The sequence below is a fragment of the Streptomyces sp. NPDC107562 genome (assembly GCF_055657325.1).
On record NZ_JBVKBE010000001.1, the window covers coordinates 1,186,096 to 1,199,055 of the forward strand.

The 12,960-nt window shown below is 68.3% G+C and carries 14 protein-coding genes and 4 pseudogenes; 11 read left to right on the top strand and 7 right to left on the bottom strand.

Annotated elements, in window-relative coordinates; translation table 11 throughout:
- Nucleotides 1-258: 258 nt before the first annotated feature.
- Entirely contained in the window at nt 259-780 is a 522-nt protein-coding gene (locus tag ACZ7LV_RS05130) for a hypothetical protein (protein WP_471935804.1), read from the top strand.
- Between the two features lie 433 nt (nt 781-1,213).
- On the opposite strand, the gene ACZ7LV_RS05135 is transcribed toward ACZ7LV_RS05130, so the two are convergent.
- The 4 genes and pseudogenes from ACZ7LV_RS05135 to ACZ7LV_RS05150 form a co-directional block, all read right to left on the bottom strand.
- Nucleotides 1,214-1,480, bottom strand: coding sequence for a hypothetical protein (locus tag ACZ7LV_RS05135; RefSeq protein WP_471935806.1), 267 nt, complete (start codon nt 1,478-1,480; stop codon nt 1,214-1,216).
- Nucleotides 1,481-1,547: 67 nt separating this feature from the next.
- Nucleotides 1,548-2,374 (bottom strand): annotated as a pseudogene (locus tag ACZ7LV_RS05140) (IS5 family transposase).
- Between the two features lie 106 nt (nt 2,375-2,480).
- Nucleotides 2,481-2,621, bottom strand: a pseudogene (locus ACZ7LV_RS05145) (transposase); the annotation flags it as partial.
- Nucleotides 2,622-2,640: 19 nt separating this feature from the next.
- Nucleotides 2,641-2,766 carry a hypothetical protein gene (locus ACZ7LV_RS05150; RefSeq protein ID WP_471935808.1) on the bottom strand — a complete coding sequence of 42 codons (126 nt, stop codon included), beginning with the start codon at nt 2,764-2,766 and terminating at the stop codon, nt 2,641-2,643.
- A 331-nt stretch (nt 2,767-3,097) separates the two neighbouring features.
- On the opposite strand from ACZ7LV_RS05150, the gene ACZ7LV_RS05155 reads away from it, so the two are divergent.
- Both ACZ7LV_RS05155 and ACZ7LV_RS05160 read left to right on the top strand, forming a co-directional pair.
- On the top strand, nt 3,098-3,700 hold the full coding sequence (locus ACZ7LV_RS05155) for a hypothetical protein (RefSeq protein WP_471935810.1): 603 nt from the start codon (nt 3,098-3,100) through the stop codon (nt 3,698-3,700).
- Between the two features lie 70 nt (nt 3,701-3,770).
- Nucleotides 3,771-4,160, top strand: a pseudogene (locus ACZ7LV_RS05160) (transposase); the annotation flags it as partial.
- Nucleotides 4,161-4,550: 390 nt separating this feature from the next.
- Here the strand turns inward: ACZ7LV_RS05160 and ACZ7LV_RS05165 are convergent.
- Nucleotides 4,551-5,105 (bottom strand): annotated as a pseudogene (locus ACZ7LV_RS05165) (ATP-dependent DNA ligase); the annotation flags it as partial.
- Nucleotides 5,106-5,267: 162 nt separating this feature from the next.
- Between ACZ7LV_RS05165 and ACZ7LV_RS05170 the strand changes: the two are divergent.
- The 4 genes from ACZ7LV_RS05170 (at nt 5,268) to ACZ7LV_RS05185 (ending at nt 9,755) form a co-directional block, all read left to right on the top strand.
- Nucleotides 5,268-5,657, top strand: a complete 390-nt coding sequence (locus ACZ7LV_RS05170) for a hypothetical protein (RefSeq protein ID WP_471935812.1) — start codon at nt 5,268-5,270, stop codon at nt 5,655-5,657.
- 192 nt (nt 5,658-5,849) lie between these two features.
- Nucleotides 5,850-6,953 (top strand): tyrosine-type recombinase/integrase, encoded by a 1,104-nt coding sequence (locus tag ACZ7LV_RS05175; RefSeq protein WP_471935814.1) that lies wholly within the window; start codon nt 5,850-5,852, stop codon nt 6,951-6,953.
- A 641-nt stretch (nt 6,954-7,594) separates the two neighbouring features.
- Complete coding sequence (locus ACZ7LV_RS05180) at nt 7,595-8,932, top strand: hypothetical protein (RefSeq protein ID WP_471935815.1); 1,338 nt, start codon at nt 7,595-7,597, stop codon at nt 8,930-8,932.
- A 106-nt stretch (nt 8,933-9,038) separates the two neighbouring features.
- Nucleotides 9,039-9,755, top strand: a complete 717-nt coding sequence (locus ACZ7LV_RS05185) for an HNH endonuclease family protein (protein ID WP_471936135.1) — start codon at nt 9,039-9,041, stop codon at nt 9,753-9,755.
- Between the two features lie 125 nt (nt 9,756-9,880).
- Here ACZ7LV_RS05185 and ACZ7LV_RS05190 read toward each other — a convergent pair whose 3' ends face one another.
- Together ACZ7LV_RS05190 and ACZ7LV_RS05195 are read right to left on the bottom strand one after the other, a co-directional pair.
- A complete protein-coding gene (locus ACZ7LV_RS05190) occupies nt 9,881-10,258 on the bottom strand; it encodes a PaaI family thioesterase (protein ID WP_471936137.1) in 378 nt (125 codons plus the stop codon).
- 134 nt (nt 10,259-10,392) lie between these two features.
- Nucleotides 10,393-11,010 carry a LysE family translocator gene (locus ACZ7LV_RS05195; protein ID WP_471935817.1) on the bottom strand — a complete coding sequence of 206 codons (618 nt, stop codon included), beginning with the start codon at nt 11,008-11,010 and terminating at the stop codon, nt 10,393-10,395.
- A gap of 111 nt (nt 11,011-11,121) precedes the next feature.
- Here ACZ7LV_RS05195 and ACZ7LV_RS05200 point away from each other — a divergent pair, with 111 nt between their 5' ends.
- The 4 genes from ACZ7LV_RS05200 to ACZ7LV_RS05215 all read left to right on the top strand — a co-directional run bounded on the left by ACZ7LV_RS05200 (nt 11,122) and on the right by ACZ7LV_RS05215 (nt 12,846).
- Nucleotides 11,122-11,574 carry an Lrp/AsnC family transcriptional regulator gene (locus ACZ7LV_RS05200; RefSeq protein WP_471935819.1) on the top strand — a complete coding sequence of 151 codons (453 nt, stop codon included), beginning with the start codon at nt 11,122-11,124 and terminating at the stop codon, nt 11,572-11,574.
- A gap of 37 nt (nt 11,575-11,611) precedes the next feature.
- Nucleotides 11,612-11,905, top strand: a complete 294-nt coding sequence (locus ACZ7LV_RS05205; protein ID WP_471936139.1) for an HNH endonuclease family protein — start codon at nt 11,612-11,614, stop codon at nt 11,903-11,905.
- Between the two features lie 312 nt (nt 11,906-12,217).
- Nucleotides 12,218-12,502, top strand: coding sequence for a hypothetical protein (locus ACZ7LV_RS05210; RefSeq protein ID WP_471935821.1), 285 nt, complete (start codon nt 12,218-12,220; stop codon nt 12,500-12,502).
- A gap of 101 nt (nt 12,503-12,603) precedes the next feature.
- Complete coding sequence (locus ACZ7LV_RS05215; protein WP_471935823.1) at nt 12,604-12,846, top strand: hypothetical protein; 243 nt, start codon at nt 12,604-12,606, stop codon at nt 12,844-12,846.
- Nucleotides 12,847-12,960: the final 114 nt, after the last annotated feature.

The window sequence follows — 12,960 nt, forward strand, 5'->3', positions numbered from 1 at the left end:
TCCTGCGGTGTCGCGGGCGACGTCGACGGCGGCTTCCACTCTGGCGCGTACGTATGATCACGCCACAGGAAAAGAGGGGTGGGGCACGTGGCGGAGAGCGCTGGTAGACGATGGGTGCACACGTTGGTGGGGGCCGTGACCGCAGGCATGCTTCTCGCCGGGTGCGGTTCAGGGGATGGAGCCACAGCGCAACGGGCGTCGGCAGCGGCGGACGGTCCCCACAGCGGCGAACCGACTACGGTACCTACCGGCGATGCCGTGCATGTGCTGCGTCTACGCCACGTCAAGGAGGCGCTGCCGGACGCGGCCGCTCTGCCAGGGTGGAAGAACCTCACCGAGCCCACGGCCACCACAGAACGTTTCCTCTGCCAAGGTGTGTTCTCCAACGACTGCCGCGGCACCGTGGCCCTGGGGTGGGCAGATTTCTCCCGCGGACGCAGGACACCGCAGGAGTGGGTCAGAATCAGTTTTAACCTCTACTCCTGCAGCAGCGAGCGTGCCGCCCAAGGCCTTTACAAGGCACTGGACTTGAGCGGCACCAAGCTCACGCTCTCCGCCCCCCTGGGCGATGAGCGGGTTGCCACACGAGCCAAAGTCGGCCCGGAAACCGTGCTGTCCACCAAGGTCCGTGAGGGCACCACGATGATGTGGGTCTACATCACGGGATCGGAGCAGACCGTCACCAGCGAGCGGGCCGAGAAAGCGCTGCGACTGCTGTACGACCGCACCCGACAGGCCAAGAGCGGCGCCAAACCCCTTGCTAGCGGCTCTATCGCATAGACGCTGGATAGCACGGACATCTGCCCGCTGCGGTCAGACGGCGGCCTGGGTTACGGCTGTCTCTCCGCAGAGAACGGCTGTGCCCTTCGGCCGGTCGGTTGGGTGTTCGTTGTGCTTCCGCTGCACCCGCCCGTTGTCGAAACAGCCCGACATTTCGTGTAGGCGTCGAAGTCTCCCTGAGAGCACAGCGCAAGTTGTCGTGGCAGGCCCGCCCACCCATGGAGCGCCTGACACCTTCCTGCTGCCGTGTGCAGGCGATCGGGACGTGGTCACTATAGTGGTCAGGCTCGACCACGAGCCTGACCACGGCAGGTCAGGGGCCGGTCGAACAGGGGTACCTGTGCCGGGTCGACGTCGGTGCGGAGGCGGTGGGCCCGGACTGGGTGGCGCCACCGTCCTGCGGCGTCGCGGGCGACGTCGACGGCGACTTCCATCACGACGTCGGGCTGCACCATCTGCACGTTGAGAGTCTCCCGCGTCCCCCATCCCGCGCTGACGTCCAGCCCGCCCAGGGATGGACGCACGCCGGCGTGGTCAGTACACCGGCCAGGGCGCGGCCGGCGGGCTGGGTCAGGGTGGTGCTGCGTCCGGTGTACTGCAGGCGGTCGTGGGTGTTGTAGCGGCCCAGCAGCAGCAGCGTGCGCGGCGCGGTCAGGGTGCCGGTGACGGCGCCGATGATGGCTTCGGTGGTGACCCTCACTTACTGGCGAAGAGACAGTATTCGATTCATGCACTATTCGCGCAGCGGTCCGCAGCAGATGGTGCGCTTACTGGCCCTGACAAAGCCTCTGGACGTGCCGGTGGGTGATCAGGCAGACGGCGAGGCCGAGGAACGCTTCGTGGATGTCGTCGCGTCGTTCCCAGCGGATACGCAGGCGGCGGAAGCCGTGCAGCCAGGAGATCGTGCGCTCGACGACCCAGCGGAAGGTGCCCAGGCCGGTGCCGTGAGGCTGGCCCCGTTCGGCGATCACCGGCCGGATGCCGCGCTGCCGCAGGAGCCGGCGGTACTTGTCGTGGTCGTAGCCGCGGTCGGCGAAGAGCATGTCGGGCCGCCTGCGCGGCCTGCCGACCACTCCGGCCACGGCCGGAATCTTGTCCAACAGCGGGAGCAGTTGGGTGACGTCGTTGCGGTTGCCGCCGGTCAGCGACACCGCGAGCGGGATGCCCTGGCCGTCGGTGATGACGTGGTGCTTGCTGCCCGGGCGTGCGCGGTCGACCGGGCTGGGTCCGCTTTTGGGCCCCGGCGTGCGGCCCGGACGTGGGAAGAGTCGATCACCGCCCTCGACCAGTCCAGCTGGTTCTTCGAGCGCAGCTTGTTCAGCAGCAGCTGGTGGAGCTTGTCCCAGACGCCCGCCTCGTTCCACGCGGCCAGCCGGCGCCAGCAGGTCATGCCGGAGCCGAACCCGAGCTCCTGCGGCAGGTACTCCCACTGGATTCCGGTGTGCAGGACGAACAGGATCCCGCACAAGGCCTGCCGGTCGGGCACCCGCGGCCGCCCCTCGACCTGCTTGGGCGGTGGTTCTGGCAGCAACGGCTCGATCAGCGACCACAGTTCGTCCGACACGATCCACGGCCGCGACTGATGCTTCCCCATGCTTTCACCAACGAGCGATCAAGCCGACAGTGACATGATCAAACCGCTTTTGTTAGAGCCAGTTAGGCTCGGGGTAACGCCGTCCTCGAGTCAGGACTAACTGGCCCTAACAAGGTCTTTGGACGTGCCGGTGGGTGATCAGGCAGACGGCGAGGCCGAGGAACGCTTCGTGGATGTCGTCGCGTCGTTCCCAGCGGATACGCAGGCGGCGGAAGCCGTGCAGCCAGGAGATCGTCCGCTCAACGACACCGGTACTTCCGGCTGACTCACGGCTCGGCAGAGGCATCGCCCCGGACGGCGATGCGGGCCGAGATGCCCTGCACGGCCGCCGCGGCGGGGAGCAGCTGGGTGAGGGCACCGTTCAGCCCGGTCCCGCCGAGTGGGATGGACACATGTGGGGGCTGCACAGCGCCAGGGCCCGGCTTTGGGCGCAACTGACCCGGCATGGTTCCGGCAGCACGGCCCCGCGTTAGACCTGCTCAAACAGAGCGATCAAGGAAGGCGTCGGCTCTGGTGGTCCGGACTGGGGGGCGTTTACGATCACCTTCTTCATCTGGCCAACCGGGAGGGAACATGCCAGCTCGCCTACTCCTGTCCGCACGAGTCGGGCTGACACTGATCGGTGTGGGTGTGGCGGCTGTGACCGGCTGCTCGACACACGACAGCACGTCCAGGGCCTCCGAACCCGGGCAGCCGTCGAAGGCCGCACCGCTCGAGAAGCCGTTGACCGAGGAGACGCTTCAGACGCTGGTTCTCCGCAGTGCGGACCTGCCCGAGGCCCGTCCCGGTGCTATCTCTCTCCAGCCCCGGCGTGACCCGGCCGATGTCCCCTCCTTCAAGCCCGCCTCCGACCCCGACTGCCAGACGGTGCAGGACATCCGCAACGCGACCAGGGCGCCCGCGGTTGTCGACCAGGTCATCAACTGGAGTGACAGCATCTCGAGCGGCTCTGTGACGCTCGCCTCCTACCAAGACGGTGCCGCCGCACGCATGTTCACGGCCCTCAAGAGGGCTATGGGCTCGTGCGGTGCGTACCGGGGCGATGGGTGGGGTGGAGCCTACGGCAGCACCATGAAGGCCGAGACGGCTCCCGTGGCAGGCGACGAGGCGGTGCAGTTCAGGGAACACATCACCATGGACATCGTCGCCGAAGACGGGCAGGGCACTGAGGTGATGGAGACCGAGGCGCTGTACATCGTCGTCAGGACCGGCAGCGTCATCGCGACGTACCGCTCCTCGGATATCGGTCCCGCCGCGACCGCGGCTTTCCCAACCGAGCCGATCATCAAGCATGCTGGCCGGCTGCGCGCCGCCCAGAGCAGATGAGGAGAACACCCTCGCCCGCCAACGTACCCATCGTGCCGGTCGAGCCTCGTAGCCCGGCCCCAGCCGACAAGGCATTCCGCTCGCGATGTCACTGACCGGCGGAAACCGCAACGACGTCACCCGCCTGCTGCCCCTGCTGGACAAGATCCCGGCAGTAGCCGGAGTCGTCGGCCGGCCACGACACTGTCCCGACATGCTCTTCGCCGACCGCGGCTACGACCACGACAAGTACCGCCGGCTCCTGCGGCAGCGCGGCATCCGGCCCGTGATCGCCGAGCATGGACAGCCGCACGGCACCGGTCTGGGCACCTTCCGTTGGGTCGTCGAGCGGACGATCTCCTGGCTGCACGGCTTCCGCCGCCTGCGCATTCGCTGGGAACGTCGCGACGACATCCATGAAGCCTTCCTCAGCCTCGCCGTCTGCCTGATCACCCACCGCCACGTCCAGAGGCTTTGTTAGCGCCAGTAAGCCCGCTACGTCCGTGGGCGAGAGGTCTGGGCGGGGACGGTGCCACCGGGCGGGGTGCCGCCAGCGACCTGTGTTGTCTCGTGCCACGTCGACGCCGAGCTCCACGACCAACTCCGGTCGCACGAGCGTGACGCTTAGGGTTTCGCGGGTGCTCCATCCGGTAGAGAACGTCCAGCCCGTCCAGGGATGCTCGTCTCCTGCCGGGGTGAGCAGCCCGCCGACAGCGCGACCTGCAGCGTCGGGGAGGGTGGTGCTGCGGCCGGTGTACTGCAGTCGTCCGTCAGCGTCGTATCGCCCCACGAGCAGCGTGCGCGGAGCCGAGGGGGGACCCGTGAAAGCTCCGACGATGGCTTCTTCAGTCTCGCGGACCTTGTACTTAAGCCACCCGCGCACCGACCCCAAGTAGGGCCCGTCGAGGCGCTTGTAGACCACGCCTTCGAGGCCGACCGCGGTCCAGTTGGTCAGCCACTCGCGCACAGTGGCCGGGTCGGTGGTCGACGGGCACAGCGCCCACGGTGCGGTGAGCCGGAACTCGGCGAAGAGGCCTTCCAGCGCCATCCTGCGGCGCCGGGAGGACCACTTGGTGGTGTCGGTGCCCGCCAGACGCAGTAGGTCGAAAGCCACGAAGTATGCAGGCCACTCATCGGCCAGCTGAGCCGCGTGGGTACCGCGCCGCTGCAGCCGCCCCTGGAGCCGCTCGAAGGCCAGCCGACCGGCCTCCCACACCACCAGTTCCCCATCCAGCGCGGTCGCATCGGGCAGTTGGGCAGTGCCGGACCGGACCTCCGGGAACGAAGGTTCGAGATTCGTTCCTCGGCGTGAGCGCAGCACCACGCGCCCAGCGTCCACGGAGAGCAACGCACGCCAGCCGTCCCACTTGACCTCGGCGGCCCAGCCCGGGGGCAGGGCGGGGTCGGATACGGGTGCGGCCAGCATCGGTTCCGGGAGCGTCCACGTCACTGTCGATGCCTTCCACGGCCACCTGCCGCGGTGCGACTTTCCACGCCCACGGGTGAACACCGCGGCGATGCCCCGTCATCAGGCCCGCGCTCCCGCTACGAAGATCACGACCCGTTCGGATCTTTGAAGGGACCACCTGTGCACATCCTCGCCACCATTGCGGCCGCCACCGCCGCCGTCGCGGCCCTTGTCACACCCGCCCACGCCGCCGGACCGCTCGGCGAGAAGGAGGGCACACTGGCCATGCCGCTTTACGACGCCGTCAAAGTCCTCCCCGTAGCCGGGGAACAGCACGCCGGATACCAGCGCACCGCGTTCAAGCACTGGACCGACGCCGACCGGGACGGCTGCTCAACCGGCAACGAGGTACTGAAGGCTGAGGCGTTCATCGCGCCGGAGGAGGCCGCGGGTTGCAAGCTCAGTGGCGGCGAGTGGTACTCCCCCTACGACAACCAGTACATCAGCTTCCCGGGCGGTTTGGACATCGACCACCTGGTCCCGCTGGCCGAAGCCTGGGACTCCAAGTAGGCGGTGTTGTGCCGAGTGCATCATTCCGCTCTCTGGTGGGGCAGGGTCTGGCCTGGCAGAACATCCCCGGCGGGTCACTCTTACGGGTGACGTGACGGCCTTTGGGCTGGGATGACGTCGATCTGGCGCCACGATGTTGCATCGGATGCAACGGCGGGAGTGGGCGTGGATGGGGTCGATACGCCGGGTGCGATGCGCTTGGTGCTTCCGGGCAATGTGCGGGCGCTGGACCCGGCGCCGACCATGTTCGACGCGATGCTGGCGGGCTGGGCACGGCAGCAGCAGAGCCGTTTGCTGGGGAAGAAGACGGTCGCGGACCGCGTGAGCCTAGTGCGCCGGTTCGCCGTGTTCAACGGGACGTATCCGTGGCAGTGGACTGCGGAGGACGTCGAGGCGTACTTCTCCGCTCAGATGTCGGGCCAGTCGCCGCTCGCGCACTCGACGGTGCGGGGGCAACAGAGCGATCTGCGGATGTTCTGCTCGTTCGTGACCGACACCCGCTACGGGTGGGTGGCCGCGTGTCTGGAGGAGTTTGGCCAGGCGCCGGTGCAGGTGTGCCACGACTGGAACACCGCCGACCACGTCGCTGAGTACGAGGGCCGCCCCGGCCGACGGGCCCTGACATATGACGAGCTCCAGGCGCTGTTCGACGCGGCGGACGAGCGGGTCGAGGACATCCGGCGCCGCGGCCGCAAGGGGGTGCTGTCGGCATGGCGGGACGCGGTCATGCTCAAGTCCGTGTACGCGTACGGCACGCGGCGCCGGGAGGCGGTGATGCTGGACCTGCACGACCTGCGGCACAACCCGCGGGCGAAAGACTACGGCCGCTTCGGCGCCGTGGAGGTCCGGTTCGGGAAGGCGTCGCGGGGCAGCCCGCCGAAGCGGCGGACCGTTCTCACGGTCCCGGAGATGGACTGGATCGTGCCGCTGCTGGAGGAGTGGACCTGCGAGGTACGGGCCGGGTTCGGGGCGGGCGCGCATCCAGCGCTGTGGGTGACCGAGCGGTGCGGCAGGATCAGCCCCCGGCGCCTCGACGAGGTCTTCGCTCTTGTCCGTGAACTGGCCGGGCTGGAAGACGGCCTGGAACTGCACTGTCTGCGGCACACCTACATCACGCACCTGATCGAGTTCGGCTACCCGGAACGGTTCGTCCAGGACCAGGTCGGCCACCGGTACGCGGCCACGACGGCGCTGTACACGTGGGTGTCGGACGAGTACCGAAACCGGCTGCTGGAGGACTCGTTGCACCGGCGGTCACAGCGCGCGCAGACGCGCGAGGGGAAGAGGACGCGGTGAGGAAGCAGATGGGGTTCCGGTGGAACCTGCGCTGGCTGATGGCGGACCGAAACATGTTCCAGACCACCGACCTGGTGCCAAAGTTGGCCGAGCAGGTCGTGACGGAGATGACGCCGTCCGCCCGCGGGCGTACCCGAGCCCATCTGCGCGAGCACCCGGACGCTCTCGTCAGCGGCTCTTCCCTCGCCCCGGCATCGGTACAGCGCCTCATCACCACCCTGCGCGAAAGGGGGCTGAACGAGGTCAGAGCTCCGGCCTGTGTCCGCTGCGGACGCGTACGGCGCCTTCGCCGCCTGGTGGAGGAAGGACGGGTATGCCTCGGATGCGAAGGAACCCTAGCCGCCCACGCCAACGTCGGCCCCTGCCCGGAGTGCGGACGCATCCGCCCCCGGCCCATGGCAGACCTCTGCACCCCCTGCCGCAACCGGCAGCGCACCGGAACCCACATGTGCACCGGTTGCGGCCGGCCCAGCCACCAGCGGGTGTGCTCCACCTGCCGGCGGCATCCACCCGCCCCTTGCGCCCTGTGCACGACCAGCTCACCGGTTTGCGCCCGCTGGCCGATCGGACCGGTCTGCAAACGCTGCTACCGCCACGCCCGCAGTCACCCGGCCCCCTGCCCTGCTTGCTCGACACTGAAAGTGCTGCTCGCACGCGCCGACGGACAGCGGACCTGCGGCCCCTGCGCCGGGTACCCGGACCCCTATGCCTGCCCCATCTGCGCTGCCGCCAGCAGTCCTCACATTGGTGACTTCTGCGACCGCTGCGCGGTCGCAAACCACCTCACCACCTTCATCAGCAACCTGCCGCCCGAGCCTGCAGCCCAACTCGGCGCCCTGCACCAGGCCCTGCTAACCGCCGAGTCCCCGCGGACCGTCCTCACCTGGCTGCGGAACTCGCAATCAGCCCGCCTTCTGCGCGACATCGCAGCCTCCGGCCAGCCACTAACCCACGCCGACCTCGACACCCTCGCCGTCTCCACAGGACGAGGCGGTGCACAGAGCACGGACTACCTCCGCAGCCTCCTCGTCGCCTACGGCATCCTCCCCGACCGTGATGAGCACCTGGCCGGCATCGAACGCCACCTCGCCCGGACACTGCAGCGCCACCCGCAGTACGCACCAGTGCTTCGCCCCTACGTCCGCTGGTCCGTCCTGCCCCGTGCCCGGCGCCGGGCTGCCCGCAGCCCCAGCACCCGCGGCCGCACCAACTGGGCGGCCACCCGCATGAACGCCGCCGTCGACTTCCTGCAGCACCTCACAACCCTCGGCGTGAGTCTGGACAAAGCCACACAGCACCATGTCGACCAGTGGCTCGCCAGCGGGCCCACCACCCGCTACGAGATGCGCGACTTCCTCGTCTGGGCCACCCGCCGAGGACACGGCACCGCACTGGCAGTGCCCCACCGGAGCAAGGTCGAGCCCGAACTGCTGGACGAGGACACCCATTGGGACCTCCTCCAGCAGTGCCTTCACGACGAAGAACTGCCCCTAGACGTCCGGGTGGCCGGCTCACTGCTCCTACTATTCGGACAGCACCTCACCCGCATCGTCACCCTCACCACCGCACACCTGGGCACCACCGACGGCAGTACCACCCTGCGCCTCGATGACACCCCCATCCGCCTCCCAGACCCTCTGGACCGTCTGCTGTACCGCCTTGCTGAGCAGCCGCTCCAGCACGGCTGGGCCGCAACTTCCAGCAGCTGGCTCTTTCCTGGAGCCCGGCCGGGTAGCCATCGCTCCACCGGCCCTCTCTCGCGCGCACTGGCCGCCCACGGCATCCCGGTGCGGCCTTCGCGCGCGACCGCATTGATCCAGCTCGCCCAGGACATGCCGCCTGCCGTCCTCGCTCCTCTCCTGGGCATGCACGTGATCACCGCGCAGGCGTGGCGCAGGCGGACAGGAACCGACTGGACCGCCTACCTCACGGCCCGCCGTCGAGCCCTCGACCCAGAACGCACGCCCTCCGTACAGTGACCGTTTCTCCGGTGAATCCCGGCCCCCACTCGGGTGATCCGGCCCGCGAGCGCCTTCCGCACAGGCTGCGACGGGGGATAGAACGCGGCGGGTGACCACCAAGCTGATGCGCCGCGGTCTGCCCGCGCTGCTCCTCGCCGCCCTTCCCGTCTTTCCCGCCTCCCCGGCGGCGGCCCACAGTCCCTCCTTGCCGAAAGTGGCCACCTACACTTCCGTGGCCCCTTCCGGCGCTGAGGCGCCGGGGCAGGTGATGGCGGCGCTGTACGACGCGATCGACCGCCTCCCCATCGCCGCCGAACACCGCGAGGGGTACGACCGGCGCCTGCACAAGCACTGGAACAAGGGCCTCGACGCGACCGACGGGTGCAACACCCGCAAGGAGGTCATCCTCACCGAAGCCGTCGAAGTACCCGAGGTCGCGGACCGTTGCGCACTGACGGGCGGGTCGTGGCTCAGCAAGTACGACAACATCGTGGTCACCGACGCCGCCCGCCTCGACGTCGACCACTTCGTGCCGCTTGCCGAGGTCTACGACTCCGAGCAGACGCCGTGGAGTGCAACGCGGCGTGAGGCATACGCGAACGACCAGGACAGCCCCGACACCCTGATCGCGGTCACCGCGGCGTCGAACCGCTCGAAGGCGGACAAGGACCCGGCCGAGTGGCTGCCGTCGGACGCCTCTTACCACTGCGCCTACGCCGCGACCTGGGTCGGTACGAAGCTGCGCTGGGACCTCGCCGCCGACGAGGCCGAGCGGGAGGCGCTGTTGGGCCTTGCTGAGGACTGTCCGGCGACGGTCGTCTCCTACGAGCCGACGCCGTAGTCCCGGCAGCCGCTGTGTTCTCGTCTCGTGCTGCGCTACCGGCCCGCTCGCGGGCCGGCAGGGCGGGTGAGGTCAGGCGCCGGTGACAACCCTCAACGGCAACGTCGGCACGGTCGGCTCCGGCGTCACTGAGCGGGCCTGGTCACGCGGATCAGGGTCTGCTGCCCGTTGGCGACAAGCTTGCGCGCCCCGTCGCTCTGGACGCCGTAGACCTCCAGCTGGCAGACGGTCAGAGTGCGCCCGGGCTTGAGGACGGTGCCGATCGCCTCCAGGTGCTCGCCGGCGGCGGGCGCGAGGAGGTTGATCTTGTACTCCACGGTGAGGACCTCTGAGTCCTCGTCGAACAGTGTCAGCGCCGCGTAGCCGCCGGCGCTGTCCGCGATCGCGCTGGTGGCGCCGGCGTGGACATAGCCGTGCTGCTGACGCACCTCGGGCCGGGCCGGCAGCACGATGTGGACACGGCCCGGACCTACGTGGGTGAGACGCGCTCCGAGATGGGTCATCAGGCCCTGCAGGTCGAAGCTGTCCCGGACACGCTTCTGCACCGCCGGGCTCGCCTGCTCCTGGATCTGCTCTGCCACGTCTGTGCTCCCCTTCGTTTCCGTGCCGGACTGGAGCGGGGCGAGAACGGCCCCGCTCAGGCGGCAACGCGTTCCACCAGCAGGAAGGCGCCGATGACGATCATCATGGCACCGCTGATGCGAGTGACGGCCCGCGCGGCTGAGGGGCGGGTGCTCAGCACCGTGCGGGCCAGGACGCCGACACCGAGGTAGACGACGGCGCACGCAGCCAGGTGCACCGTGCTGAGCAGCCCGGTCTGCGCAGCAACCGGCCAGCCCGTGGCAGGGTCGATGAACTGCGGGAACAGCGAGAAGTACAGCAGCAGCGCCTTCGGGTTGAGACCGCTGATCCCGAACCCCTTGAGCGCGACCTGCAGCCGGGAGGCGTCTACGCTGCCTTCCCCGGGCGTCGGAACGGACGGCTGCCGCAGCACGCCCCAGCCCAGCCACAGCAGGTAGCCGGCACCCGCCACCGTCAGAGCGGTGAGCGCGGCTGGTGAGCTCGCCACGATCACCGCCAGGCCCGCGATGGCCACAAGGGCGTATGCCATGTGCCCGGCGATGAGACCGGTGACCGCTGGGACAACCGAGCGTCCCCGCAGCCCGGCAGAGATCGCATACGCCCAGTCCGCGCCCGGCGTGAAAACCAGCAGCAGGTCCACGGCCAGGAAGGCCACCAGTGTCGTCGTGTCCATCGAACGTTCCCTCTCGCACTTCTTGCTATGGAGGGAAAACTAGGCGAGATCGACCCGAAAGTGTTTGCTTATCTACTCCATGATCGCGCAATCCGAGGGAGAATCTTCTTTATGGATGCCCTTGACCGGAAGATTCTTACCGAGCTGCAGCTCGACGGCCGCCTGACTGTCACCGAACTGGCCGCCCGCGTACAGCTCAGCGTCTCGCCCTGCCACCGCCGCCTTCGCGACCTCGAACGCGCAGGCGCGATCCGCGGCTACCGCGCCGTCGTCGACCCCGCCACAGTCGGCCTGAACTTCGAGGCAGTCGTCTTCGCCACCCTGCGCTGGGAGGACCCCGACACCGTCAGCAACTTCGAAGAAGCCGTAGCAGCCGTTCCCCATGTGCTGCAGGCGCAACGCCTCTTCGGTGAACCCGACTACCTTCTGCGCGTCGCGACCACCGACCTGGCCGCGTTCCAGCAGCTCTACGACCACAAGCTCGCCCGCCTGCCCGGCGTGCAACGTCTGACCTCCACCATCGTCATGAAGAACGTAGTCCAGGACAGGCCTCTGCCCGAGTAGCTACTCACGGAATACCGCTCTGCGTGAATGACGCTCCCTGCCAGCTGGCGCCGGCGCCTGGACGGCGAAGGAACGCGAGGACTACGCCAACGATCTCGGTGACGACCGGTCCCTGATCGCGGTCAGCGCCCGCAGTAACCGCTCCAAGGCCGACCAGGACCCCGCCCAGTGGCTGCCCCCGCACGAGGCGTACCACTGCCAGTACCTCACCGACTGGATCGCGACCAAGATGCGCTGGCAGCTCGCCGTCGACGACACCGAACGCGACACCCTCGCCGAGGCCACCACGGGCTGCCCGAACGTGCCAGTGAAGGTCACCTTCGCCCGGTAATCGCACCTGCTCACACGACCAGAACGCGTGCCCGTACCGAAGTCCCACAACCGGAGTGCAGGGCACGCACGGAGCCCGGCCCGCGGCCCAGCTGGTCAACGGCCGGGCTCCGACCGGACCACAAGCCGCATGCAGGACCTGCAGCACGCAACGCGGACATCGGGAGTTCTGTTATCTCCCCTCGTGGAACGGCAGGCGGCGCGTCCGGACGGATAGGAGTTCACGGATACGGATTCTCGGTTGGCAGTATCAGTACGGCACGACGGAACCGCTACCCTGAATGCTGAGATGCCATTTCACTCGGAGGCCGGGATGAGCGAGCAGCCATGGACCATTGAGTCCATCCGTGACGCCCTCGGCCATCCGGCCCTTGCGCAGCGCTTCCTCGGTGAGATCAACCGGTCGCCGGCCCATGAGTTGCTTGCGGTCTTCGCGCGCTGGGAGCGCATCGCGAAAGACACCGTCGCCGCCGTCGAACGTGGCCGGGAGATCGCCGCAGCTGAAGATCTTGGTGAGGATCCGACGGCCGGTTGGGCCGATGCCACGGACCGCGTCTTCGCTGACGCAGCGCGCATCCGCAGCCGTGGCGCCGCCTGACCCGATCCGCGGAAACGTACCGCGTTTACCTTGCTACTCTGTGCATGCCGCTGCCTACCTCACCTGATGGGGGACCGCGTGTTGTTCCAGGGAGGTAGCGGATGTTCCGCCTGAAGTATGACCCTGCAGCCGAAGCTGTCCACGAGGCAATGCCGCCGGCAGCGAGCGAAGCCCTCACGCTGGCATTCGCAGACGCCTGCAACGACCCTGCCGCGGCGACCGACCCCTACGGCGAAGACGACGGTGTTATGAGGATGATCGTCACCGATCAGGCTTTCGCGGTGCTCCTCGTCGGGCAGGCACTGAAGACGATCACCGTGCTGCAGATCAACTACCTCGGGTGAGCGACGATGGCCCGGAAGGGCGGAGTGGCCATGGAAACGATCATGCAGGACGACGTTCTGCGCCATGGCGAGCTCAACATCCTCGGGACGACCAGGTCCCCGAAATAGCAAGGG

Coding starts and splice junctions, on each gene's coding strand:
- ACZ7LV_RS05210 (WP_471935821.1), top strand. CDS start 12,218: ATGAGCGAGCAGCCATGGACCATTGAGTCCATCCGTGACGCCCTCGGC.
- ACZ7LV_RS05175 (WP_471935814.1), top strand. CDS start 5,850: ATGCGCTTGGTGCTTCCGGGCAATGTGCGGGCGCTGGACCCGGCGCCG.
- ACZ7LV_RS05215 (WP_471935823.1), top strand. CDS start 12,604: ATGTTCCGCCTGAAGTATGACCCTGCAGCCGAAGCTGTCCACGAGGCA.
- ACZ7LV_RS05195 (WP_471935817.1), bottom strand. CDS start 11,010: ATGGACACGACGACACTGGTGGCCTTCCTGGCCGTGGACCTGCTGCTG.
- ACZ7LV_RS05200 (WP_471935819.1), top strand. CDS start 11,122: ATGGATGCCCTTGACCGGAAGATTCTTACCGAGCTGCAGCTCGACGGC.
- ACZ7LV_RS05185 (WP_471936135.1), top strand. CDS start 9,039: ATGCGCCGCGGTCTGCCCGCGCTGCTCCTCGCCGCCCTTCCCGTCTTT.
- ACZ7LV_RS05190 (WP_471936137.1), bottom strand. CDS start 10,258: ATGACCCATCTCGGAGCGCGTCTCACCCACGTAGGTCCGGGCCGTGTC.